Below are 22,782 nucleotides of genomic sequence, written 5' to 3'. Positions count from 1 at the left end.
CATCAGTTGACGGGCCATCTGCACCGATGGCCTTCATTCTTTTTGATCAGTGGACTTATGACCATCCTCATCACCGGAGCCGCCGGCTTCATTGGCGCCAACTTCGTCCTCGACTGGCTCGCGCAGTCGCAGGAGCGTGTCATCAACCTCGACAAGCTGACCTACGCGGGCAACCTCGAAACCCTGGCCCCGGTGCAAGGCGATGCGCGCCACATCTTTGTGCACGGCGATATCGGCGACAGCGCCCTGGTGGCCGGCCTGCTGGCCGAGCACCAGCCGCGCGCTGTCATCAACTTTGCCGCCGAAAGCCATGTGGACCGCTCGATCCACAGCCCCGAAGACTTCATCCAGACCAACATCGTCGGCACCTTTCGACTACTCGAAGCCGTGCGCGCCTACTGGGGCAGCCTGCCGGCCGAGGACAAGACGGCTTTTCGCCTGCTGCATGTCTCGACCGACGAGGTCTATGGTTCGCTTGGCGCCGGCGATGCGGCTTTTACCGAAAACCACCGCTATGAGCCCAACAGCCCCTATTCGGCCAGCAAGGCCGCCAGCGACCACCTGGTGCGCGCTTACCACCACACCTACGGCCTGCCGGTGCTGACCACCAACTGCAGCAACAACTACGGCCCCTACCACTTTCCCGAAAAGCTCATCCCGCTGATGATCGTCAACGCCCTGGCCGGCAAAGCGCTGCCGGTGTACGGCGACGGCATGCAGATCCGCGACTGGCTTTACGTCAGGGACCACTGCAGCGCCATCCGCCGCGTGCTCGAAGCAGGCAAGCTGGGCGAGGTCTACAACATCGGTGGTTGGAACGAGAAACCCAACATCGAGATCGTCCAAACCGTCTGCGCCTTGCTCGACGAGTTGCGCCCCAGGGCGGACGGCAGCAGCTACCGCACGCAAATCAGCTACGTCAAAGACCGGCCCGGCCACGACCGGCGCTACGCCATCGACGCCAGCAAGATCGAGCGCGAATTGGGTTGGAAGCCCGCCGAAACCTTCGAGACCGGCATCCGCAAGACCGTGCAGTGGTACCTGGCCAACCCCGAGTGGGTGGCCAACGTGCAAAGCGGCGCCTACCGCGACTGGGTGCAGACCCAATACGCCACCGCATGAAGATCCTCCTGCTCGGCAAAAACGGCCAGGTGGGCTGGGAGCTGCAGCGCAGCCTGGCGCCGTTGGGCGAGGTAACCGCACTGGACCGGCACAGCACAGATTTCTGCGGCGACCTGAGCAACCTGCAAGGTCTGGCCGACACGGTGCAGCGCCTGCAGCCCGACGTCATCGTCAATGCAGCCGCCCACACCGCCGTGGACAAGGCCGAGAGCGAACCTGACCTGGCCCGCACCATCAACGCCGCCGCCCCCGGCGTGCTGGCGCAAGAGGCCCACAAACTGGGCGCCTGGCTGGTGCATTACTCCACCGACTACGTGTTTGACGGCAGCGGCACGCAGCCGTGGCTGGAAACCGACGCGCCCGCGCCGCTCAGCGTGTACGGCCAGACCAAACTTGAAGGCGAGCGCTTGATTGCCCAGCACTGCCAAAAGCACCTGATCTTCAGAACCAGCTGGGTCTATGCTGCGCGTGGCGGCAACTTTGCCAAGACCATGCTGCGCCTGGCGCGCGAACGCGAGCGCCTGACCGTGATCGATGATCAGTGGGGTGCGCCCACCGGCGCCGAACTGCTGGCCGATGTCACTGCGCACGCGATACGCCAGGTGCTGCAGCGTCCGTCCGAGCCGCACGGCGAAGCGGGAATCTACCACCTAGCCGCCAGCGGCGAAGCCAGCTGGAATTCTTATGCAAAACACGTGCTGGCCCAGGCAGCGCAAGCGCAACCAGCTATTGAGTTGGTAGCAAAAGAGGTGGCCCCCGTGCCCACCAGCGCTTTCCCCACGCCGGCCAGACGCCCGCACAACTCGCGCCTGAACACCGACAAGCTGCAAACCACCTTTGGCCTGCGCCTGCCGCCCTGGCAGCAGGGCGTAGACCGCATGCTGGCCGAAATCCTCTGAATTCAAAAAAACCATAAACATGACTGCACTCAGCACCTCCCGCAAGGGCCTCATCCTCGCCGGCGGGTCCGGCACCCGTTTACATCCGGCCACGCTGGCCATCAGCAAGCAGTTGCTGCCGGTGTACGACAAGCCCATGATTTACTACCCGCTCAGCACCCTTATGCTGGCGGGCATCCGCGATGTGCTCGTCATCAGCACCCCGCAGGATACGCCGCGCTTTGAGCAACTGTTGGGTGACGGCAGCCAGTGGGGCATGAACCTGCAGTACGCCGTGCAACCCAGCCCCGATGGCTTGGCCCAAGCATTCATCATTGGCGACAAGTTCGTTGGCAACCACCCCAGCGCGCTGGTGCTAGGCGACAACATCTTTCACGGCCATGACTTCACCCCCTTGCTGGCTGAGGCCGATGCCCAAACCAGCGGCGCCACCGTCTTTGCCTACCATGTGCAAGACCCCGAGCGCTACGGCGTGGTGGCGTTCGACGGCAGCGGCAAGGCCAGAAGCATCGAGGAAAAGCCCACGAAACCCAAGAGCAGCTATGCCGTCACCGGCCTGTACTTTTACGACAAGCAGGTGGTGGACATCGCCAAGGCCGTCAAACCCAGCGCCCGGGGCGAGCTCGAAATCACCGCCGTCAACCAAGCCTATCTTGACCTGGATCAGCTCAACGTGCAGATCATGAAGCGCGGCTATGCCTGGCTGGACACCGGCACGCACGAAAGCCTGCTCGAAGCCAGCCAGTTCATCGCCACGCTGGAGCACCGCCAGGGCCTGAAGATCGCCTGCCCCGAAGAGATTGCCTGGCGCAACGGCTTTATCAACGCCGAGCAGTTCGAAAAACTGGCCCAGCCTTTGGCCAAGAACGGCTATGGCCAGTACATGCTGGGCTTGCTCAAAGAGGGGCCGCAAGCATGAAAGTGACCCCCACCGCCATTGCAGAAGTCCTCGTCATCGAGCCCAAGGTGTTTGGCGACGCCCGTGGCTTCTTCTATGAAAGTTTCAACCAGAAAGCCTTCAACCAGGCCACCGGCCTGAACCTGAACTTTGTGCAAGACAACCACAGCCGCAGCGCCAAAGGCGTGCTGCGTGGTTTGCATTACCAAATTCAACAGTCCCAGGGCAAGCTGGTGCGCGTGGTGCGCGGGGCGGTGTTTGATGTGGCGGTGGATATCCGCAAGGGCTCCGCCACATTTGGCAAGTGGGTGGGCATGGAGTTGAGCGAAGACAACCACAAACAGCTCTGGATACCCGCAGGCTTTGCGCACGGCTTTGTGGTCACCAGCGAGTCGGCAGAGTTTTTGTATAAAACCACCGACTATTACGCGCCTGAGCATGAGCGCTGCATTGCGTGGAATGACCCCGCCATAGGCATTGATTGGCCTGTAACCACGCAGCCCAGCCTGTCCGCCAAAGACCAGCATGGGCGGGCGCTGCGCGAGGCCGAAACGTTTTGATGGCTGGCGTATCGCCATCCCATTTTCAGTCCAAGTCACGCGCGGTGGGTGACGTATAACCCGCCAGCCAAGAATGCCCAAAACCATCCTCGAGAATCCATTCACGCCCAGCGAAAGACTATCACTTAGCTATGACTCGACCATTTATTCATCCGTGTTCTGAAATTCAGCCCCTAGGCACTACAGACAAGCAGATATTGGTAAACCCAATGCTTGCCCGCCACAGGCAGAAGCGGCTGGAATCATAATTTTTTGAAAGGACACCATGACGCAATCGCGAGTATTGGAAGGTGAGTTTGTTAACCTACGACCGCTACAGGTTGCCGACGCCGAATTAACTTTTCGCTGGCGCCATGCGCAGCGTGCAAAGTTTCTTAATGCAGGCGCAGCCACGCTTGAGCAGCAGGCTGCGTGGATCGGCGGTCGCCCCGTGTCTGAATATAATTTCATCATTGAGTTGAAGAATGGACATCCGGTTGGGATGCTGTCTCTGACCAGTATCGATGCGACCAGTCGCCACGGCGAACCAGGACGGTTCTTGATCGGCGACGAGGAAGCAGCCAAAGGCGTGCCCGTGGCGGTCGAAGCGATGAAGCTGTTGTACGAACTAGCCTTCGATCAGCTCGGCTTGGTACGCGTCTTTGGGATCGTTGCGGCAAATAACCACCTGATGCTCAAATGGCATAAATATCTGGGCATGAAAGAGGAGGGTCGTCTGCGCAACCATCTATGTCTGGCTGGTCAATTTATGGACGGGATATTCGTCGGACTATTGGTTGATGAATACCGAAAAATAACTGTGCCTCGTATGAAAGCGCTGATTACATTAGCTCGACCGCCACTGGTCCAAATTAATTCAACAAGGAAATAGTATGTTAACCAAAGACGCTGTACAGGCCATCATCTTGAAGGCTCTGAAAAATATCAACGAAGAGTGCGGCCCAGATGAGCAAATCGACATCCATCTCGACACCCGCCTATTCGGCGCTGACGCGGTGCTCGATTCGCTGTCGCTGGTGTCCGTCATAGTCGATGTAGAAGCGGCCGTCTCGGATGCCAGCGCGCGGGATATTAGCCTGACTGACGACCGTGCCATGAGCCAGGCCGTCTCCCCGTTTACCGACGTCGAAGCGTTGAGCAACTACATAATTTTGTTGTTGTCAGAGGCGGCATGACCCAAGGCGCAAAAGTTTACTCGGGCAAGTTTGCTCTAGTTACCGGCAGTCGACGCGGCGTTGGTCGCTTGATTGCCGAGCATTTTTTGGCAAATGGCGCTCGCGTGGCCGGCTTCGCGCGTGGTCAGGCAACCATCGAGCATCCGGATTATTTTCATTTTCAGGTTGACGTCGGCGATTCACAAGCGGTGCAAAAGGCGTTTACAGCGCTCAAAAAAGTCAATGACTCAGTGCAAATCGTGGTTAATAATGCGGCCGTGTTGACTTCGCAATACGCGATGATCATGCCGCCCGCGGCAGCGCAGGCGATGCTGAACACCAATCTGATGGGCTCTTTCATGGTCTCACGAGAAGCATCCAAGATGATGCGCAAGGCGAAATGGGGCCGCATCATCAACATCGGTTCGATGGCCGCCAGCTTGGAGCCGGTAGGCGATTCGATCTATGCGGCATGCAAAGCGGGCCTGTCTTCGCTGGCCAATGTGATGGCGAGGGAACTGGCGCCGTTGAATGTCACCTGCAATACGCTGGCCGTGAGCGCCATCAAGACCGATATGCTGGACCAACTACCGCCGGACAAGATTGCCGCGGTAGTTGCCAGCCTGCCAATCCCGCGTTTCGCCGAGCCCGACGATATTCTCAACGTGCTGGACTTCCTTGCATCTGAGCGCAGTTCCTACATCACGGCGCAGACGATTTATTTGGGCGGAGTGCATTGATATGGCCACTGTGGTTGGCAACTGGGGCGGCGGCAAAGTGTGGTGTGTAACCAGTGGCATATTTCAGTCGAATGCCTATTTTTGTGAGGCACATGTGCCCGGCGGGGCGATATTGATTGATGCTGGACTCGACGGCCCGGCTATCGATGCGGAAATGGCCGAGCAGGGGTTGAGGCCGCACCAAGTGTTTTGCACGCATGGACATTTCGACCATGCCGGAAGCGCTGCTTATTTCCAGAAAAAATATGGCTGTCAGATTTTCATGCATAAAGCAGATGCACGCACCCTGAAATCGTCCAATTTCCTGCTAATGGTGCTAAAGATTCCGCACCGAATTGAACAGCCCGAGGTGACCTATATCGATGCCAGCATCAGCATCGACGTCGGTGGTAACGCGCTGCGCTATCTTTCTGCACCGGGTCATACCCCGGGCTCCTGCGTCATCGAATTTGGTACGACATGGTTCACCGGAGACACCATATACAGCCGCGGCGTGGGGTTATCGTCGATGCCGGGCGAAGATTCCCAACTGCTCCGACAAAGCATCCTCCACCTGTGGGACGGCATTAACGCCGGGCGCTTGATCTGCCCAGGCCATGGTGAATCTATGGACGGTGCTGCGGTACGGGGCGAGAACCTGGCCTTATTGACATTTTTAGGACTGGATTGAGATAACGCCATGCAGCAATTACCCGGTTCCTTAATTGATATCGAATATTATTTGCCCGAGCAAGTTGTTCACAACAGCTATTTTAGGGACAGATTCCCGGAGTGGAAAGTCGATCAGACCGCACTGCGGACCGGTGTGCTCGAGCGGCACATTGCATGTCAGGGCGAGACAGCCTATGACTTGGCATTGGTGGCTGCAAAAAAGCTATTAGACAAAAATCCCTCACTGAGCGAGAAGATTGACGGGATTATTTTTTGTACGCAGTCGCCCGATTACGTGATGCCGTCCAATGCCTTCTTGCTGCAGCGAGATCTCGGCCTCAAAAAAAATATACTGGCGTTCGACTACAACTTGGCCTGTTCCGGGTTTATTTATGGCTTGGTGATGGCCACTAGCTTTATTCGCTCCAGCGTTGCAAAAAATTTGCTATTGGTGACTGCAGACACATATTCCAAATATCTGGCGGAGGGCGACCGATCAACCAGAATGCTGTTCGGCGACGGCGCTGCCGTGTCTTGGATTGGCCAGATTGATGATTGTGGTACCGAGCCCTTGATCAGCTCGTTCGGCGATTTTTTGCTTTCATCCGACGGTAGCGGCTGGGACCAATTCGTGATCAGATCGGGCGCCAACCGACAGCCAAAATCCTGCCGAGAAGCACCAGATTACAACGACAAGATAGCGATGAACGGCCTTCGGGTGCTCAATTTCGTCAACGACCGCGTTATCAAGCAGCTATTCGAACTGCTTGCCAATAATTGCCTAGCAGCAGAGGATATTGATCAATTCTTTTTTCATCAGGCCAGCGGCTTGGCGCTGGAAAGCTTACGGAAAAAATTGAAAATCGGAGACGAACAGATGTTTTCTAACTTGTCGGCTATCGGAAATACTGTATCGGCTTCCGTTCCAATTCTCATCAAGGATTATTTTTCGCACAACAGACTGCCTAAAGGCAGCCGTTTATTGCTGAGTGGATTTGGAGTTGGTTATTCTTGGGGCAGCATGCTCGCGACCAAATAAGCCAGCAGGGAAAAAAACAGAAAGATAATCATGAACTGGTTGATTGAACGCTTCCAAAGCTCGCGTGATCATATCGCCTTCATTCACGAGGGCCGCGAGGTGACCTATGCTGAAGTACTTGCCACTATCACAGCCTTCCTTACCCGGATCGACGCTGCTGGAATTCAGAAAGGCGACGCCGTGGTGGTGGTGGGCGACTACTCGCCCGAAGTGTTTTGCCTGATGCTCGCGTTGGCGCAAAACGGCAGTATCGTGATTCCGCTGACAAAGAATTCCGTGATAGAAGAATCGGTCGCTCTCAGCGTTTCGGGCTGCGACTGGTATGTCGAATTCACTGCTGATGGCATCGATGCCACCATTACTCCACGCGTGATTGCCTCGGACAACGCGCTGCTGGCGAGTTTTCGTGAACGTGGCTCACCTGGGCTGGTACTGTTTTCATCCGGATCGACCGGCAAGCCCAAGGGCATCCTGCACGACTTCAACCTCGTCGTGGAAAAATTCCGCAGACAGCGACAAGCGGTGGTTGCCATTCCATTTTTGATGATCGACCATTTCGGCGGTATCAACACTATTCTGGCTATCACGTCCAGTCTTGGAACGGTAGTAACAGTGTCGGACCGTACGTTGGCGAAAATTTGCAGTGCAATCGAGCGTTATCGGGTTGAACTGCTGCCAGCTACGCCTTCCTTCCTGACTTTGCTAATGGCGTCGAAGTTGCATAGTGATTTTGATCTGTCTTCGTTAAATCGCATCACCTACGGAACTGAAGTGATGCCACAGTCAACTCTCGACCGCCTGATCAAGGCTTTCCCGGGTGTGAACCTGCAGCAGACCTATGGCCTGTCGGAAGTCGGCGTATTGCGTTCGCAGTCGCGCGACGACAGATCACTCTGGGTGCGCATTGGAGGCGAGGGTTTCCAAACCAAAACCGTGAATGACGTGTTGTGGATTAAATCCGAATACGCGATGGTAGGTTACCTGAACGCGCCGTCAGAATTTGATGCTGATGGTTGGTTCAACACGCAGGACCAGGTAGAAGTTGATGGCGAATACTTCCGCATCCTGGGCCGCGTAACTGATCTGATCAACGTTGGTGGTCAGAAAGTTTATCCATCCGAAGTTGAAAGCGTGATCCTCGATATGCCGAATGTGCGGGATGTCGCCGTGTTCGGCGAAACACATAACTTGCTCGGGCAGATCGTGGTCGCCAAGATTGTGCTGGTTCAGCCGGAGGCTGTGGAAAGCGTCAAAAAACGGGTGCGACAAGCATGTCTGGCCAAACTTTCTTCTTTCAAGGTGCCGGCCAAGGTAGTGTTGACTGAGGACGTATTACATAGCGCGCGGCAAAAGAAAATTCGGCGAGAATAATTGATCAGTCCTGCGATTTCTTTTCGAGAGTCGATGTGAATTCAACTTTTGGACCGTATTTCAGAAATTTAATTATGACCATTGATAACTGCAAAATAATCAACCTACCAAAAATTTCTGATCCTCGTGGAAACTTGACTGCTATTGAAGGCGATCACCATATACCGTTTGAAATTAAACGAGTATTCTATTTATACGATGTGCCGACTGGCGCCGATAGGGGGGCGCATGCGCATAAGAAACTACATCAGTTTCTTATCTGCTTGTCGGGAAGTTTTGATGTGTCTTTAGATGATGGCACTCAAAAAAAGATTTGTCATTTGAATCGGCCATGGCAGGGGTTACATATTCCTCCCATGATTTGGGCTGCAGAAATCAATTTTGACCCTGGTTCAATTTGTTTGGTGCTTGCGTCTGCGCATTTTGATGAAGAAGACTATTATCGCGACTACTCAGTATTCATGCAGGCGCTGGGGCAAGTATGAACATCCCTTTTCTTGACCTGGGCGCGGCGTACCGAGAACTGCAAACTGAAATTGACTCAGCGGTTGGACGATTGCTAGCTTCTGGTTGGTATATCGGTGGGCCGGAGGTAGATGCGTTTGAAGACGAATTTGCCGCCTACTGTGGCGCAACCCATGCGGTAGGCGTAGCCAACGGTCTGGATGCCCTGCAGCTGGCCCTGCGCGCCATGGATGTGGGGCCGGGTGACGAAGTCATCGTGCCCAGCAACACCTATATTGCCACCTGGCTGGCTGTGAGCCAGTGTGGTGCTACGCCGGTGCCGGTGGAGCCCGATGCACGAACCTTCAACATAGACCCAGCGCTGATCGAAGCGGCCATCACCCCGCGCACCAAGGTCATCCTGCCAGTGCACCTGTACGGCCAGCCAGCCGATATGGCCCCCATCCTGGCCATTGCCCGCAAGCACGGTCTGCGTGTGCTCGAAGATGGGGCGCAGGCGCACGGTGCGCGCTACAAAGGCCAGCGCTTGGGCGCGCATGGCGACGCCGTGGCCTGGAGCTTTTACCCAGGCAAAAACTTGGGCGCCATGGGCGACGGCGGCGCGGTCACGACCAACGACCCGCAAATTGCCGACCGCATTCGCGTGCTGCGCAACTACGGCTCGCGCGTGAAGTATGTCAACGAAGTGCAGGGCTACAACAGCCGGCTCGACCCGCTGCAAGCCGCCATCCTGTGCGTGAAGCTGGCACACCTGGACGAATGGAATGCCCGCCGCAGCGCCATCGCTGCGCGCTACCAGCAGGGCTTGGCGGGCTGCGGTTTGACGCTGCCCTACGTGCCCGACTGGGCCGAACCCGTTTGGCACCTGTATGTGGTCCAACACCCACAGCGCGACCCGTTGCACAAAGCGTTGGCCGATGCTGGTGTGGGTACGCTGATTCATTACCCGATTGCGCCGCATCTGCAGCAGGCGTATGGGTACTCCGGATGGGAGCAGGGCGCTTTCCCGCTGGCCGAACGTATGGCGGATCAGGTACTTAGCTTGCCGATGGGGCCACATTTGGAAACTGAGCAAGTTACGATGGTGATTGAGGCGGCAAAGAAGGCGGCCGTCACCGCATGAGCAAAGACGGGTCTTACCGTCAGATCCTTCGCTCGTCGTCCATCATCGGCGGCGCGTCGGTGATCAATATTGCCGTGGGGCTGTTGCGCATCAAGGTGGCTGCCGTGCTGCTGGGGCCCGCTGGTGTGGGACTGATCGGCTTGCTGACCAACCTGGCCGGCACGGCATCGGCTGTGGCTGGGCTGGGTGTCGGCAACGTGGGCACACGCCAGATAGCGGAGGCGGTCGGGCGAAACGATGCCGCTGCAATGGCAGCGGCGCGGCGCGCACTCTTTTTGGGTTCTCTGGTGCTGGCATTGCTGGGCGCAGCCGTATTTTGGGCACTACGCGGCGTGCTGGCTGCGCGGGTACTGGGAGAGGGTTCGTTGGCGGGTGAGGTGGGTTGGCTGGCTCTTGTCGTCGGGCTGACGGTGGCAGCCGCTTCCCAAACGGCGCTCTTGAATGGCATGCGCCAGATTGGCGATCTGGCCCGGGTCACGGTGCTTTCGGCGCTGCTCTCTACCTTGCTGGGCATTGGCGCCTTGATGCTTTGGGGGCGCAGTGGTTTGGTGGCCTTTCTCATTGCCGCGCCTTTGGCTAGTTTTTTGCTGGGCCATGTGTATGTGGCCCGCCTGCCCAAAGTGCAAGCGCCGCGCACACCACTGTCGGTGCTGGTAGGGCAGTGGCGTGTTCTGGCCAGGCTGGGCGCGGCCTTTATGGTGGCCGGCCTGGCGGTCACATTGGGGCAATTGCTGGCGCGCACGTTGGTGCAAAGGCAATTGGGCGCCGATGCACTGGGTTACTTTCAGGCGGCGGCAACCATCTCGATGACCTACATCGGCTTTGTATTGACAGCCATGGGGACTGACTACTACCCGCGCCTGACGGCCGCCATCCATGACCATGCCGCCGTGAATCGCATGGTGAACGAGCAGACGGAAGTCGCCCTCCTGCTGGCGGGTCCCGTCTTTCTGGCCATGATGGGTTTGGCACCGTGGGTGATCGACCTGCTTTACTCCCAAAGCTTTCACCCTGCCGCAGAGGTATTGCGGTGGCAGGTACTGGGAGACATCTTGAAGGTGGTCAGTTGGCCGTTGGGCTTCATCATTCTGGCGGCGGGCAATGGGCGCACCTTTATGCTGACCGAAACTCTGGCTGTAAGCGTGTTCGTGATCCTGACCTGGCTCGGGCTACCCTTAATGGGAGTAGCCGCGAGCGGTATGGCGTTTTTCGCAATGTATGCGGTCTATCTGCCGATGGTGTATTGGTTGGCACGACGTCGTACTGGTTTTCGATGGGCAAGAGGTGTGGTTGGTAATGCTATGAGCCTCTTGTTAGTTGGGGCATTGGTTTTGGGGGGCGCGCGGTGGTACCCAATATTGAGCGCGGTATTTGGAGTGGTGGCAGCGTGCGGATTTCTCTTGCATTCGCTGATTAAGCTCGCACACGTAACAAACCTTCCCGGTTCATTGGGGAAAATTGCAAATTTTTCTCGGCGGGTAGCTTCAAAGATGGCGTCACGATCGAACTAATACAACGCAAAAGCTGGCATTGGACACTTCTTTGTCCGATACCTAATGGGATATATATTGTTTTTTCGCTGACCACGTGCAAAAACTGATAGATATAAATATCGATCCTTTGAGACATCGCGTCGGGACTCAATAAGTCAATAGAAAATTGGAATCCAAAATTCCATAGTTGGCATTAGTAGGGCTTGGAATGTATCTATTCAAAGATGGTATTTTGGTAAATAAATAAGTAACTAAAGTTAAACGATGACGAAAAAAAATATAGTATCGGTCATTGAAGCCATTCTTTTAAAAATTGAGCTTGAGATAGACAATGCATCAACTCAAGAGAAAGCAATTCAATTCGCATCGTATTACGGTCTTTTTGCTGCGTGTAACTTCGCACCTATATATGATGGTGGTCATATAGAGGAAAAATTTCTTAGTCACTTTCGTAGCGATTTACCCTTGCCAAGGGCCACTCCCTCTAAAGAATGTATTCATGTAATATCTCGTTCATATCAAGCGGGAGGACATACTAGATTGATGGAAAGGTTGGCGGGCATGCATAAAAACTTGCCTGATTTACTAATTGCTTGCGAATCCAATGTTGATTATAATCAGAAAGGCGCCCCGCCGCTTTTCAATTCAATTTTCGATATATCTAAGGTTTCATCAAATGGGAGATTTCAAGCGTTACTTTCCATTTTTTCAGATTACAGAAAAATAATTCTTCATATACATTCAGATGATTTTATTACAGCAATTGCAGCACGACTTGTAAAAAAAAATGGAATTACAAAAATTTATTTTGTGAATCACGCGGATCATCTTTTTTCCTTTGGCAGAAGCGCAGCAGATTGTGTCCTTGAGGTAAGTGCATTCGGTGAAGCGCTTGGAAGGGCTCGATGTCCTGGGTTGAATTCTAGCTTTATAGGGATACCGCTTCCTGCTGATTGGGATAGCATAGATTTTCAATCACAGTCTTCTGTCAGAAAATCAATACTGACATCTGGCTCATTTTGGAAATTTAAGCCTAAACTTGGATTTTCGCTGCCAGCTATTATGAGAAATACGCTTGGGAGTTGCTCAGATATTGAATTGACGGTCTTGGGTGTCCGCCCTTTCAGAGACTATTGGTGGTGGACTCTTAAAATTCTATATCCTGCGCGGGTTGAATTACGCAGATCAGTTTCTTTTCTCGAATACAAAACTTTATTAAATGCCCATTCATTTGTACTGGATAGTTTTCCAATAATTGGTGGGACGGCATTTCCGGAAGCGATTATTAATGGTAAAATTGCACTTGGAATAAATAGTCCCGTGTCGGGATATTCTCCTGCTGACCAGCTTCGAGAGGTTGGGGGGCAGGCAATAAAAGTTGCTCTTTTTGATGAATCTGCGTACAAAGAAAGGCTGAGAAAAATACTAAAAGAAATGGAATTGGTTCATGGTGTCGAGTACGTGAAAGAAAGATACTTGTCTTCCTTGGCTGGGCATCGTAATAATAATTTATTGACTGCAACCTTCCAGGGTGATCCATTTTTCTTTGAAAAATGTGCTTCTGAGTTTGGTCGGGTGAGTCTCCCGTCGTCACTAAGGAGAAAATCAATTGCAGAGATGTCTCTCGAGTTGTCGATATTTCTTACCTTTGCGCGATATTTTTCCTTCGGTAGTTTACTTAAGGCGATTTTTAACATACTGCAATTGTGTTTTGCAATTTTCAAGAAACCAATGACTAGGGAGGAATTGAGGGTGTAGCAAGGCGTTAACTTAATTTTTGGCTTTATTCCGGTTAATTTAGATTGGTGGATCTGTAGGCAATTTGAAATTAAATGGGTGCGGTGAATAATGTCAGTAGACGATTGTTGCTATTGGTTGAGTCGGATTTGCAGCGATAAAAACTCTCAAAATTTGAATTAACCTGGCGAATTCTTCTTTAATCTGCTTTAGGCTGAATTATGCCGTGTTCCCTTAAGGCCTCTCATATCGTATGACTGTTATTCCCTCTTTTGACCCACGCCAAAAAGACTCGGCGGAGCCTACTGTTGAGGTGCGCGTGGAGCAGAGGACATCTTCTGTCTTTGATCGGTTGTTCTTTATTTTTCCTGGTGTTTTGCTAATCGCAGATCTTGCGCTAACTGGGTCCGGCCAATGGAGCGACGTGATGGGCTTCTCGGTTCGCAGGCTGCTTCTGTTGCTGCTGGCGAGCTACACCACCGTGATGTGGGCGGCCTTCGTCTTTTGGGCGCCGCGTGCGTTGGCGGGGGTGCTAGGAATGGCGCTCTTCCTGTTGACATGGAGTGTGGGGTTTCCATTGCTCTATGATGTACCATTAACTAATGCGTTGAATGACAGTCAGTTATTCTTAGGATTGCTGTTTGCTCCAGCATTTGCGCAAATGATAGTGCGTACTGGCTGTTGGCCGAGTGCTCTGCGCTTGATTGAGCGCTCGATTTGGTTGTTGGCATTGCTACACATAGCGATATATTGGGTCGAGAAGGTTTCTGATTCCGGCGCCGCAGTACTCGTTTTGGCCATGCGGTCTGTGCTAGAACCAAGCCGCGCTGATGTGGAGACCAATTTCATGATTGGGCATATTCCGGATGGTTTTCGAGTTTTCTGGGGAAGTTCAATTTTCCTGTTGATTGGACTGTATTTAGCCGTCCGGAATTTTGCGCAACGCCGGCTGTTCGTGAGCGTCGTCATACTGCTGACAATATCCTATGCCATTCAGCTCACTTTGACGCGGGCGATGGTTTTGGCTATCCCTTTGTTTCTGGTTTTGACTTGGCTGTTTGATCGACTACTGACTCGACTTCGCATGGGTACGGTGCTGTACTTATTCGTTGGAATCGCGCTACTGGCTTTGACCCTGCCGACCATGTTGTTAGCCGATCCGACCCTTCTCGCCGCTGTTGGCCTCGGGCGTGAAGTCAGCGACGACATCCGGTATGAGCAGGTTATGGCTCTCACCGATGCCATCATGAACAAGCCTTGGTTTGGCAGTGGAATGGGTGCTTATGTTGACCTCATCCGGTCGGAGGAATCGCCCTGGATGTATGAGCTCAGCATGTTGGCGCTTTATATGAAGGTTGGGCTTGTCGGTGCTGCTTGGCTGGTTGTAGTCTTTATGTTGTACGGGCGGGTTGAACAGGTTAATACACATAGCCATCAGCCTTTGCCTGCTAGCATTCGACGAGCCTTTTCTCGCATTGGAGCATTGCTTTTTTGCATCGTCTTCGCTAGCAATACTAATCCTTATCTATTTAGCATGCTGGGATGGGGGCTGCTGATGTTCACATACGTCGAATTTTGTGTGACCAAGCATAGGTGGCAAGTTGCGGGTGCGCCAGCGTAAGCTGCTGGCAATGTTCGACTTACCTTATGTCATCCCAATGAATATTAAAATGAATTACCCAATTGTTACTGTTGTTCTTGCAACCTATAACGGTGAATTTTTTTTGCCAGAGCAATTAGAGTCGCTGGCAGCGCAATCTCGACGACCGGACCGGTTAGTTTTGCGCGACGATGGCTCAACCGATCGTTCAGTCGAACTTGTTCAGGCTTGGGCCGATCGCAATGGCGTGGCCTTGCAACAGGTTAGGGGCCCAAGGCTGGGGCCGGCTCGCAGTTTTATGAAGGCGCTCCAGATGGCGGAGCCGGCCGATATTTTTCTCTTCTGTGACCAGGACGACGTCTGGCAACCCTACAAGATTGAGCGTGCGCTTAATCTTGTACCGTGGGGCGATGACGTGGCTCCTACGTTGTGTGCGACTCGGCTCGAAATAGTCGATGAACAACTCAATCCCTTGCGCTTGTCATTTCTGCCGACCGACTTGTCTTTTTCTAGTGCCGCTTGTGAAAGTCTGCTCACGGGTTGCACGATGGCATTCAATGCGGCTTTTCGTGAGCTTTTGGTGCATGCGTTACCGGAGCATGCCCCGATGCACGACTGGTGGTGCTATCTGCTCGCTACCAGTGCAAATGGTGCCGCGCTGCATTTCGATCCAACTCCAACGGTGCTTTACCGCCAGCATGGCGGCAATGCACTTGGTGCTGGGCCGGTTGGCTGGTCGGCACTACGCGCACGGGGACTGCGTTTCTTCGGGCGTAACAGCACCATGCGATCAAGGCAGCTGCAAGAATTCGCGAAACTTCATGGGTCTGCTCTCACGCCAGAGGCGGCAGCTATTCTGTGCCAATTGCTCGCGGCAAAGCGCGGTTTGATGCCGCGTTTGCGTGCCGCGTTCACAACGCCGATACGCCGGCAAACCTTCCTTGCTACATTGACCACTCGCTTGGCCTTGCTCACTAATCGCTTCTGATTTTTCATGACTGCTGCCCATCATTTCTTTTCCTACTTCCCTCAGTTCCATCCTGATCCTATTAACGACCGTGCCTGGGGTGAGGGCTTTACCGATTGGGATCTGATTCGGGCGCTGCCTGAGTCGGAGCGCGATGGATTCACTCCAAACTGTGGCTACTACGATCCAAGTGCTCCGGAATACCTGGGTAGGCTGTGCGAGCAGCTCAAGGCTTTGCCCTTGTCAAACGCGGGGCTGATGGTTTACCACTACCACTTTGATGGCGTCGCGGCGCTGTCGGGCTTCGAAACGCAACTGCTGGCGCAGCCTGACCTTGGCCCACCGTTCTTCCTGTGCTGGGCGAACGAAACCTGGACCAAGCGGTGGGTAGGCAAGCCTGGTGAGGTGCTCGTTGAGCAGCGCCACAGTGTCAACGCTGAATTGGTAAAGGCGCACGCGCGCTATCTGGTGCAGTTTTTTGATTTACCACATTACCACCGTGTGGATGGTCGTCCGCTGTTCTTGATTTACAACGCTCAAGCAAGCGTGACCTTGCCCCGCGTGTTGTCTATGTACCGCGAGGAGTTCGCTGCTCTTGGCCAAAATCCGCTAATTGGCGCATGCATCGCTTACCCCCAGCCATCGGATCAAATGCTTCCGTATGATTTCGGCTGTGAGTTTGAACCGCGTTTTTTCTTCAATAGCCGAGGTGCATCGGGACTGGCGCATTTCGCTGCGCGCCTGAAAATGCATTTCCCAAAGCTGTTTGAGTGGCTTGGTACACAGCGGGACCGAATGCGTCATCAGGAGGGTGGGGGTAGTTTTGCCTATCGTGATTATCTCGAAGCACTGACTAACGGCAGTATTGAAAAAGCGCTACGCATCAGCGCTGGTTCTTTGCCACTGATGCGTTCTGCGTTTCTTAGCTGGAATAATCAGCCGCGCTATCGCGATCGCAGCACATGGGTGAACCATGACGGAGTCGATGAAGACTCACTAATTGCGCTACGGTCGTTGCGCTCTGACGGAGACTTTCCGTTGCTGATCAACTCGTGGAATGAGTGGAGCGAAGGCGCTGCACTTGAGTCGGGCCAGAAGGAACACCCGCTACGCGAGAAATTCCTTCGAATGCTGCCAGCTTCTTCGCGTCAGTAATGGAATAACTATGACCGACCATGATCAGTATTTTTCCTACCTCATGCGCAGAAGTCGTCTTGGTGAGCTGTACCGAAAATATTGTCTTTACCCACGGCTTTCCAGGCGTTTAACTGGTGTTGCGCTAGATATCGGCTGTGGCATCGGGGACATGCTCGCCTTTCGGCCGGGTACCGTGGGTGTGGATGTGAATGCCCGAACGGTTGAGTACTGCCGCCAAAGAGGTCTTGATGCACACCACATGCAGCCTGATACGTTACCGTTTCAAACGAGCACAATTGATTCGGCTCTGCTTGACAATGTACTGGAGCACATCGCCGAACCGGAGCGCTTGTTAAGGGAGGTGCTCCGCGTTGTACGCCCCGGCGGTCGTCTTTTGGTTGGTGTGCCTGGCATTCTTGGGTGGCACAGCGACCTTGATCACAAAATTTTCTACGATGAAGAAAATATTCAAAGTTGTCTTGAGAAGCACGGCTTTATTCATGTTGAAACCTTTTACACTCCTTTTTTGAAATCTGAATGGCTTGCTCGGAGGTTGCGGCAATATTGCATCTACGGTGTTTTTCGGCGAGCTGATTGACTATGCCGCAGTTAAGCCGAATTTTCTCAGCTTGAAAAACTAATCAAAAGTAGACGCCGAAATATTGGCAATTTCGCTATAGGCGGTTATTAGAAAAAAACAACATGACACAGAAGTCGACTTGTCAGCCATCGGTTGCCGTTTGTCTCGCCGCGTATAACGGTGTCCGTTGGTTGCAGGAGCAGCTTGATTCAATTCTTACTCAGGCCAAGGTCGCCGTAACTGTGTTCGTCAGTGTGGATTGTTCGTCGGATGGTACTGAGAAGTGGATTGACGAGGTTGCAAGTAGGGATTCACGTATCTTTGTCCTTCCGCACGGGCAACGCTTTGGTGGTGCGGCACGGAATTTTTTTCGGTTGATCCGCGATGTGGACTTTGCGGATTTCGACTATGTGAGTTTTGCAGACCAAGATGATATTTGGCCTCCAGGGAAACTATCGCGTGCGCATGAGATGCTGTTAAGCACTGGATCAGATGCCTATTCAAGTAACGTCCTGGCATTTTGGCCGAATGGTCTTGAGGTTTTGATTGAGAAAGCTCAAGCGCCGGTTCAATGGGATTTCTTGTTTGAAGCTGCGGGGCCGGGTTGCACCTATGTCATGCGAAAAGAGTTGGCTCATGCCATTCAAGCTTTAGCAAAAGCCCATTGGGTCGATATCCAGAAAGTGGGTCTGCACGATTGGTTTGTCTATGCATTTGCCCGTGCTAATGGCTATCGCTGGGTGATTGATGACTACGCAGGAATGCTCTATAGGCAGCATGAAAAAAACCAGGTGGGCGTTAACTCTGGTGCCAGGGCTTTTGCTCAGCGTGCCAGCAAGGTGTTGAATGGGTGGGGCCTGACTCAGTCTGCTTTGATCGCTCAATTGGTTGGGTTGGGTGACGATCCGTTCGTCAAGCGGTGGTCAGGGGGAAGCAGAGCCGGCTTGCTATGGCTTGGCTTTCACGCCTGGCAATGTCGAAGGCGTGTGCGTGACAAAATAATATTTTCTTTGTCGTGCATTGCCTTGTGTTTAGTGGGAAGCCGCCACCAATGAATCAACAACAGCGGCTAGTAGTCACCGGCGCCAATGGTTTTGTGGGCCGGGCCTTGTGCGCTGGCGCGACAGCCCGTGGTCTTGTTGTTCGCGGCATTACCCGTGCCGCGTGCGATTTGCCAAGCGGCACCGAAAACGTCGTGGTTGCCAATCTTGAAGACGGTGCCGATTGGCGTAATGCACTTGTCGGTTCTCAAGTTGTCATCCATCTTGCTGCTCGCGTGCATGTCATGGCGGATACGGCTAAAAATCCACTGGACGAATTTCGCCGAGTCAATGTGCAAGGCACTTTGAATCTGGCCCGGCAGGCCGCAGCAGCCGGTGTACGGCGGTTTGTCTTCATCAGTTCCATCAAGGTCAATGGCGAAGCCACGGGGTTGGGGCTTCCTTTTTTTGCGGACGACATCCCCGCACCCCTTGATCCCTACGGCTTATCAAAAATGGAAGCTGAGCAAGGACTGCGCGGAATTGCTACAGAAACCGGCATGGAGGTCGTGATCATTCGTCCGCCGTTGGTATACGGCCCGGGGGTGAAGGCCAACTTTCAGACCATGATGCGCTGGTTGGCTCGTGGCGTGCCCTTGCCGCTGGGCGCCATTAACAACCGCCGTAGCATGGTGGCGCTGGACAACCTGGTTGATTTGATCCTGACTTCCATTGACCATCCAGCTGCCGCACACCAGACGTTTCTGGTCTCGGATGGGGAGGACTTGTCCACTACGCAATTACTGCAGCGCCTGGGGCGGGCTTTGGGCAAACCGGCGCGGTTGATTCCTGTACCCGCCATGTTGTTAAAAGCTGGGGCTGCATTGGTGGGAAAGCCTGCGATTGCTCAGCGCTTATGCGGGTCTTTGCAGGTTGACATATCGAAGACGCAGCAGTTGCTGGGGTGGGTGCCGCCCTTGTCTGTCGATGAGGGGTTGAAAAGAGCGGCGGAAGGATATTTGCGTGAAGCGTCTGTTTGATTTGCTACTCGCCTTGTGCGCAGCGGTAGTTTTGGCTTTCCCTGTAGCCGTGGTTGCTGTAGCGGTGCGCCTGACCTCTGCAGGGCCTGCCCTGTACTGGTCTGATCGGGTAGGGCGGGGCAACAAGATTTTCAAAATGCCCAAGTTCCGTAGCATGCGGGTAGGCACGCCCGCCGTGGCAACGCATCTGCTGGCGGATGCCAAGTCCCACCTGACGCCGATCGGCAGCTTTTTGCGCAAGAGCAGTCTGGACGAGTTGCCCCAGCTCTGGAGCATCCTGGTCGGAGACATGAGCTTTGTTGGCCCCCGGCCTGCGCTATTCAATCAGCATGACCTGATTGCCCTGCGCACCCAGCATGGCGTGCATGCGCTGGTGCCCGGCCTGACGGGCTGGGCGCAAGTCAATGGGCGCGATGAGTTGCCGATTCCTGACAAAGTGAAGCTGGATGTGGAATATCTGCAGCGGCAGTCGCTCTGGTTTGATATTCGGATTCTCTGGCTGACCTTTGTGAAGGTGTTGCGCCGCGATGGGGTTTCCCACTGATGAAACGCTTGCTGATTGTTGGGGCTGGCGGCCACGGCCGATCGGTGGCCGAGGCCGTGCTGGCTGCTGGAAAATACAAGCTGGTGGGTTTTGTGGATGATGCGGCCCCAGCGCTGCAGCAGGTTTGGGACTTGCCGGTATGTGGCGCAATTGCTGATCTGGCCAGATACCGTGACTATGCCGATGCGGTCATTGTTGCCATTGGCAACAACCGCTTGCGCGAGGCCTTGCAGTGCACGCTCTATGCTGCAGGCTTTGAAACGGCCACTGTTGTTCACCCGCAAGCCATGGTTTCGCCCCGGGCCGTCATCGGCGCGGGCGGCGCCATCATGGCAGGCGCCATAGTGCGCACCGAGGCTCAACTGGGTGAAGGCGTCATCGTCAATTGCGGTGCGGTAGTTGACCACGATTGCCGGGTGGACGACTTTGGCCATTTGGGCGTGAATGCGGCCATGGCGGGTGGCTCGGTGTTGGGGCGCAGCGCTTGGATGCAGGCGGGGTCTGTTCTGGGTTACGGGGCGATGGTGGAGGCCGGGGTGGGGTTGGGGCTCCCCGGTGAAGCAATCAATAAAACAAAAAGTCGAAATGGCATTCAATAAATCTGTCGTGGCCCCTCTGCTGGCACTGCCGAGGCCCGCCAAGCGGTTCGTGGTGGTTTCGCTCGATTTGGTTTTGGCACTGGTGTCTGTTTGGTGCGCCTTCTATTTGCGGATCGACCAAACGGGCCTGCCACTCCAGCAGCAGAAATATGTCTACCTGCTCGCGCCCTTGCTGGCATTCCCTTTGTTTGTGCGCTTCGGCTTGTATCGCGCTATTTTTCGCTACACCGGCTTGGCGGCCTTGGCAACCACAGCCAAGGCGGTGGGGGTTTACGCGCTGCTGTTCTTCTTGGCCCTGTTGTGGTTCAAATGGGAGGGTGTGCCCCGCAGTGTCGGACTGATCCAGCCCATTTTGTTTCTGTTGCTGGTCGGCACCAGCCGTGCGCTGGCTCGGTTCTGGCTGGCAGGCTGGTCTGGAAAGTCGGCCCATGCGGCTGGTCGAATGTTGATTTATGGGGCCGGCGAGGCCGGTGTGCAAACCGCTTCAGCCTTGGCGCTGGCACGCCAGTTTGTATTATTGGGATTCATTGACGACGACCCGAAAAAGGCTGGAAGAAGCATCAATGGCGTAAGCATCATGCACCCGGGCGAAGTGGCCGATGCCGTCGAGCGCATGGGCGTGACAGACATTTTGTTGGCCATACCAACGCTTGATCGTGCGCGCCGCAATGAAATCATCGCGAGTTTGCGGGGACTGCCAGTCCACGTTCGCACCTTGCCTGGCATGGGCGATTTGGCATCGGGACGGGTGACGGTCCAAGACTTCCAGGAGCTGGATGTGGAAGACCTTTTAGGGCGCCCGCCTGTGCCGCCCGATTCGACCTTGCTGGCGCGCAAGCTGGCCGACAAGGTTGTGCTGGTCACGGGGGCGGGCGGCAGTATTGGCAGTGAGCTGTGCCGCCAGATTGTTCTGGAGAGGCCTCGGCAGCTGGTGCTGCTGGAGCACAACGAATTTGGCCTCTACACCATCCACCGCGAGCTGGAAGGCCTGTGTGCCGAGCAGCAACTGCAGGTTGAAGTGGTTCCCTTGATCGCCAGTGTGGGCAACTTTGGACGCCTGCGCGAGGTTTGCAAGCTGTATCGGCCCGCCACGGTGTACCACGCCGCAGCCTACAAGCATGTGCCCCTGGTCGAGAGCAATCCTTCTGAGGGCGTGCTGAACAATGTCTTTGGCACCCTGAACATGGCCCGTGCCGCCATGGAAGGCGGCGCCGCGCACTTTGTGCTCGTGTCCACCGACAAGGCGGTTCGCCCTACCAATGTGATGGGCGCCACCAAGCGCATGGCCGAACTGGTGCTGCAGGCGCTGGCGGCCAGTCCGCAGTTGCGCTTTCATTTGCCGGACGGTACGCAGAGCCCTGAAATTACCAACAACACCCTGTTTGCCATGGTGCGCTTTGGCAATGTGCTGGGCAGCAGTGGCAGCGTGGTGCCGCTGTTTCGCAAGCAACTGCGCGATGGCGGGCCACTCACCGTGACGCACGAGGAAGTCACGCGCTATTTCATGACCATTCCCGAGGCAGCCCAGCTGGTGCTGCAGGCCGGTGCCATGGCGCACGGCGGCGATGTGTTTGTGCTGGACATGGGCCAACCCGTCAAGATCATGGACCTTGCCCGGCGCATGGCGCAGCTCTCTGGCTTGTCCGTGCGCGATGAGCACAATCCGGACGGCGATATCGAAATTAAGGTTGTCGGCCTGCGCCCCGGCGAGAAGCTCTATGAAGAGTTGCTGATTGGCGACAACCCAGAAGCCACCGCACACCCGCGCATCATGAAGGCCCACGAGGATTTCGTGGCCTGGTCGCAGCTTGCGCCGGTGCTGGTGGACATGCGATTGGCCGCCACGCAGAATGACGAAGCCGTGATGAAAAGAATCCTCACGCAACTGGTGCAGGGTTACGTTCCTCAATAAGGGACGCTTCGTCGCTACGCACATAACCGCTGCGCTTTGGCTGGGCCGGGTCGGGTAATGGCGGCAGACCTGTCCATGCGTTTCAACACCTTGCTGCCGCGCCCTGAACTGCTGCCCACCGTGCTGCTGGACTGGCTGCGCCGTCTGGTAGCGCATTGATACAAGCCGCTG

23 protein-coding genes are annotated in these 22,782 nt (G+C 54.9%); all 23 read left to right on the top strand.

Going from position 1 to position 22,782, the window contains the following annotated elements; genetic code table 11:
* Positions 1–57: 57 nt before the first annotated feature.
* The 23 genes from rfbB (at position 58) to B2J86_RS11790 (ending at position 22,611) form a co-directional block, all read left to right on the top strand.
* On the top strand, positions 58–1,122 hold the full coding sequence (rfbB, locus tag B2J86_RS11900; RefSeq protein WP_173025691.1) for a dTDP-glucose 4,6-dehydratase: 1,065 nt from the start codon (positions 58–60) through the stop codon (positions 1,120–1,122).
* Positions 1,119–2,021: a dTDP-4-dehydrorhamnose reductase gene (gene rfbD, locus B2J86_RS11895; protein ID WP_173025690.1), complete on the top strand. Its 903-nt coding sequence runs from the start codon at positions 1,119–1,121 to the stop codon at positions 2,019–2,021. The genes rfbB and rfbD overlap by 4 nt, the downstream gene beginning before the upstream one ends.
* A gap of 19 nt (positions 2,022–2,040) precedes the next feature.
* Complete coding sequence (gene rfbA / locus B2J86_RS11890; RefSeq protein ID WP_173025689.1) at positions 2,041–2,940, top strand: glucose-1-phosphate thymidylyltransferase RfbA; 900 nt, start codon at positions 2,041–2,043, stop codon at positions 2,938–2,940.
* The gene (gene rfbC / locus B2J86_RS11885; RefSeq protein ID WP_173025688.1) at positions 2,937–3,479 is read left to right on the top strand and encodes a dTDP-4-dehydrorhamnose 3,5-epimerase; all 543 of its coding nucleotides are present in this window, start codon (positions 2,937–2,939) and stop codon (positions 3,477–3,479) included. The genes rfbA and rfbC overlap by 4 nt, the downstream gene beginning before the upstream one ends.
* Positions 3,480–3,744: 265 nt before the next feature.
* Complete coding sequence (locus B2J86_RS11880; RefSeq protein ID WP_173025687.1) at positions 3,745–4,350, top strand: GNAT family N-acetyltransferase; 606 nt, start codon at positions 3,745–3,747, stop codon at positions 4,348–4,350.
* A gap of 1 nt (position 4,351) precedes the next feature.
* Positions 4,352–4,654: a hypothetical protein gene (locus B2J86_RS11875; RefSeq protein WP_173025686.1), complete on the top strand. Its 303-nt coding sequence runs from the start codon at positions 4,352–4,354 to the stop codon at positions 4,652–4,654.
* On the top strand, positions 4,651–5,373 hold the full coding sequence (locus B2J86_RS11870; protein ID WP_173025685.1) for an SDR family NAD(P)-dependent oxidoreductase: 723 nt from the start codon (positions 4,651–4,653) through the stop codon (positions 5,371–5,373). Before B2J86_RS11875 ends, B2J86_RS11870 begins: the two co-directional genes overlap by 4 nt.
* Before the next feature lies 1 nt (position 5,374).
* Positions 5,375–6,043, top strand: a complete 669-nt coding sequence (locus tag B2J86_RS11865; protein ID WP_173025684.1) for an MBL fold metallo-hydrolase — start codon at positions 5,375–5,377, stop codon at positions 6,041–6,043.
* A gap of 9 nt (positions 6,044–6,052) precedes the next feature.
* Entirely contained in the window at positions 6,053–7,063 is a 1,011-nt protein-coding gene (locus B2J86_RS11860; RefSeq protein WP_173025683.1) for a ketoacyl-ACP synthase III, read from the top strand.
* A 30-nt stretch (positions 7,064–7,093) separates the two neighbouring features.
* Positions 7,094–8,434, top strand: coding sequence for a class I adenylate-forming enzyme family protein (locus tag B2J86_RS11855; protein ID WP_173025682.1), 1,341 nt, complete (start codon positions 7,094–7,096; stop codon positions 8,432–8,434).
* A 74-nt stretch (positions 8,435–8,508) separates the two neighbouring features.
* Complete coding sequence (locus B2J86_RS11850) at positions 8,509–8,919, top strand: FdtA/QdtA family cupin domain-containing protein (RefSeq protein ID WP_173025681.1); 411 nt, start codon at positions 8,509–8,511, stop codon at positions 8,917–8,919.
* Positions 8,916–10,022, top strand: a complete 1,107-nt coding sequence (locus B2J86_RS11845; protein ID WP_173025680.1) for a DegT/DnrJ/EryC1/StrS aminotransferase family protein — start codon at positions 8,916–8,918, stop codon at positions 10,020–10,022. The genes B2J86_RS11850 and B2J86_RS11845 overlap by 4 nt, the downstream gene beginning before the upstream one ends.
* Positions 10,019–11,533, top strand: a complete 1,515-nt coding sequence (locus B2J86_RS11840; protein ID WP_173025679.1) for an O-antigen translocase — start codon at positions 10,019–10,021, stop codon at positions 11,531–11,533. Before B2J86_RS11845 ends, B2J86_RS11840 begins: the two co-directional genes overlap by 4 nt.
* Before the next feature lie 246 nt (positions 11,534–11,779).
* On the top strand, positions 11,780–13,273 hold the full coding sequence (locus tag B2J86_RS11835) for a hypothetical protein (protein ID WP_173025678.1): 1,494 nt from the start codon (positions 11,780–11,782) through the stop codon (positions 13,271–13,273).
* A gap of 232 nt (positions 13,274–13,505) precedes the next feature.
* Complete coding sequence (locus B2J86_RS11830) at positions 13,506–14,873, top strand: hypothetical protein (RefSeq protein ID WP_173025677.1); 1,368 nt, start codon at positions 13,506–13,508, stop codon at positions 14,871–14,873.
* Between the two features lie 10 nt (positions 14,874–14,883).
* Positions 14,884–15,840, top strand: coding sequence for a glycosyltransferase family 2 protein (locus B2J86_RS11825; RefSeq protein ID WP_173025676.1), 957 nt, complete (start codon positions 14,884–14,886; stop codon positions 15,838–15,840).
* Positions 15,841–15,846: 6 nt separating this feature from the next.
* Positions 15,847–16,974, top strand: coding sequence for a glycoside hydrolase family 99-like domain-containing protein (locus B2J86_RS11820; protein WP_173025675.1), 1,128 nt, complete (start codon positions 15,847–15,849; stop codon positions 16,972–16,974).
* A gap of 10 nt (positions 16,975–16,984) precedes the next feature.
* Positions 16,985–17,554 carry a methyltransferase domain-containing protein gene (locus B2J86_RS11815; RefSeq protein ID WP_173025674.1) on the top strand — a complete coding sequence of 190 codons (570 nt, stop codon included), beginning with the start codon at positions 16,985–16,987 and terminating at the stop codon, positions 17,552–17,554.
* Positions 17,555–17,658: 104 nt separating this feature from the next.
* The gene (locus B2J86_RS11810) at positions 17,659–18,591 is read left to right on the top strand and encodes a glycosyltransferase (protein ID WP_173025673.1); all 933 of its coding nucleotides are present in this window, start codon (positions 17,659–17,661) and stop codon (positions 18,589–18,591) included.
* Complete coding sequence (locus B2J86_RS11805) at positions 18,588–19,556, top strand: SDR family oxidoreductase (protein WP_173025672.1); 969 nt, start codon at positions 18,588–18,590, stop codon at positions 19,554–19,556. Before B2J86_RS11810 ends, B2J86_RS11805 begins: the two co-directional genes overlap by 4 nt.
* Positions 19,540–20,100 (top strand): sugar transferase, encoded by a 561-nt coding sequence (locus B2J86_RS11800; RefSeq protein WP_173025671.1) that lies wholly within the window; start codon positions 19,540–19,542, stop codon positions 20,098–20,100. Before B2J86_RS11805 ends, B2J86_RS11800 begins: the two co-directional genes overlap by 17 nt.
* A complete protein-coding gene (locus B2J86_RS11795) occupies positions 20,100–20,699 on the top strand; it encodes a NeuD/PglB/VioB family sugar acetyltransferase (RefSeq protein ID WP_173025670.1) in 600 nt (199 codons plus the stop codon). Before B2J86_RS11800 ends, B2J86_RS11795 begins: the two co-directional genes overlap by 1 nt.
* Positions 20,686–22,611 (top strand): nucleoside-diphosphate sugar epimerase/dehydratase, encoded by a 1,926-nt coding sequence (locus B2J86_RS11790; RefSeq protein WP_173025669.1) that lies wholly within the window; start codon positions 20,686–20,688, stop codon positions 22,609–22,611. Before B2J86_RS11795 ends, B2J86_RS11790 begins: the two co-directional genes overlap by 14 nt.
* Positions 22,612–22,782 lie beyond the last annotated feature (171 nt).

It is taken from the genome of Acidovorax sp. SRB_14 (genome assembly GCF_012932145.1).
GTDB lineage: Bacteria > Pseudomonadota > Gammaproteobacteria > Burkholderiales > Burkholderiaceae_C > Simplicispira.
The sequence above is the reverse complement of the archived record's forward strand: the minus strand, read 5'-3'. Positions and strand labels throughout refer to the sequence as shown.

Coding starts and splice junctions, on each gene's coding strand:
- B2J86_RS11835 (WP_173025678.1), top strand. CDS start 11,780: ATGACGAAAAAAAATATAGTATCGGTCATTGAAGCCATTCTTTTAAAA.
- B2J86_RS11850 (WP_173025681.1), top strand. CDS start 8,509: ATGACCATTGATAACTGCAAAATAATCAACCTACCAAAAATTTCTGAT.
- rfbB (WP_173025691.1), top strand. CDS start 58: ATGACCATCCTCATCACCGGAGCCGCCGGCTTCATTGGCGCCAACTTC.
- B2J86_RS11875 (WP_173025686.1), top strand. CDS start 4,352: ATGTTAACCAAAGACGCTGTACAGGCCATCATCTTGAAGGCTCTGAAA.
- B2J86_RS11855 (WP_173025682.1), top strand. CDS start 7,094: ATGAACTGGTTGATTGAACGCTTCCAAAGCTCGCGTGATCATATCGCC.
- B2J86_RS11810 (WP_173025673.1), top strand. CDS start 17,659: ATGACACAGAAGTCGACTTGTCAGCCATCGGTTGCCGTTTGTCTCGCC.
- B2J86_RS11865 (WP_173025684.1), top strand. CDS start 5,375: ATGGCCACTGTGGTTGGCAACTGGGGCGGCGGCAAAGTGTGGTGTGTA.
- rfbA (WP_173025689.1), top strand. CDS start 2,041: ATGACTGCACTCAGCACCTCCCGCAAGGGCCTCATCCTCGCCGGCGGG.
- rfbC (WP_173025688.1), top strand. CDS start 2,937: ATGAAAGTGACCCCCACCGCCATTGCAGAAGTCCTCGTCATCGAGCCC.
- B2J86_RS11790 (WP_173025669.1), top strand. CDS start 20,686: ATGGCATTCAATAAATCTGTCGTGGCCCCTCTGCTGGCACTGCCGAGG.
- B2J86_RS11825 (WP_173025676.1), top strand. CDS start 14,884: ATGTTCGACTTACCTTATGTCATCCCAATGAATATTAAAATGAATTAC.
- B2J86_RS11840 (WP_173025679.1), top strand. CDS start 10,019: ATGAGCAAAGACGGGTCTTACCGTCAGATCCTTCGCTCGTCGTCCATC.
- B2J86_RS11845 (WP_173025680.1), top strand. CDS start 8,916: ATGAACATCCCTTTTCTTGACCTGGGCGCGGCGTACCGAGAACTGCAA.
- B2J86_RS11870 (WP_173025685.1), top strand. CDS start 4,651: ATGACCCAAGGCGCAAAAGTTTACTCGGGCAAGTTTGCTCTAGTTACC.
- B2J86_RS11805 (WP_173025672.1), top strand. CDS start 18,588: ATGAATCAACAACAGCGGCTAGTAGTCACCGGCGCCAATGGTTTTGTG.
- B2J86_RS11795 (WP_173025670.1), top strand. CDS start 20,100: ATGAAACGCTTGCTGATTGTTGGGGCTGGCGGCCACGGCCGATCGGTG.
- rfbD (WP_173025690.1), top strand. CDS start 1,119: ATGAAGATCCTCCTGCTCGGCAAAAACGGCCAGGTGGGCTGGGAGCTG.
- B2J86_RS11880 (WP_173025687.1), top strand. CDS start 3,745: ATGACGCAATCGCGAGTATTGGAAGGTGAGTTTGTTAACCTACGACCG.
- B2J86_RS11830 (WP_173025677.1), top strand. CDS start 13,506: ATGACTGTTATTCCCTCTTTTGACCCACGCCAAAAAGACTCGGCGGAG.
- B2J86_RS11820 (WP_173025675.1), top strand. CDS start 15,847: ATGACTGCTGCCCATCATTTCTTTTCCTACTTCCCTCAGTTCCATCCT.
- B2J86_RS11815 (WP_173025674.1), top strand. CDS start 16,985: ATGACCGACCATGATCAGTATTTTTCCTACCTCATGCGCAGAAGTCGT.
- B2J86_RS11860 (WP_173025683.1), top strand. CDS start 6,053: ATGCAGCAATTACCCGGTTCCTTAATTGATATCGAATATTATTTGCCC.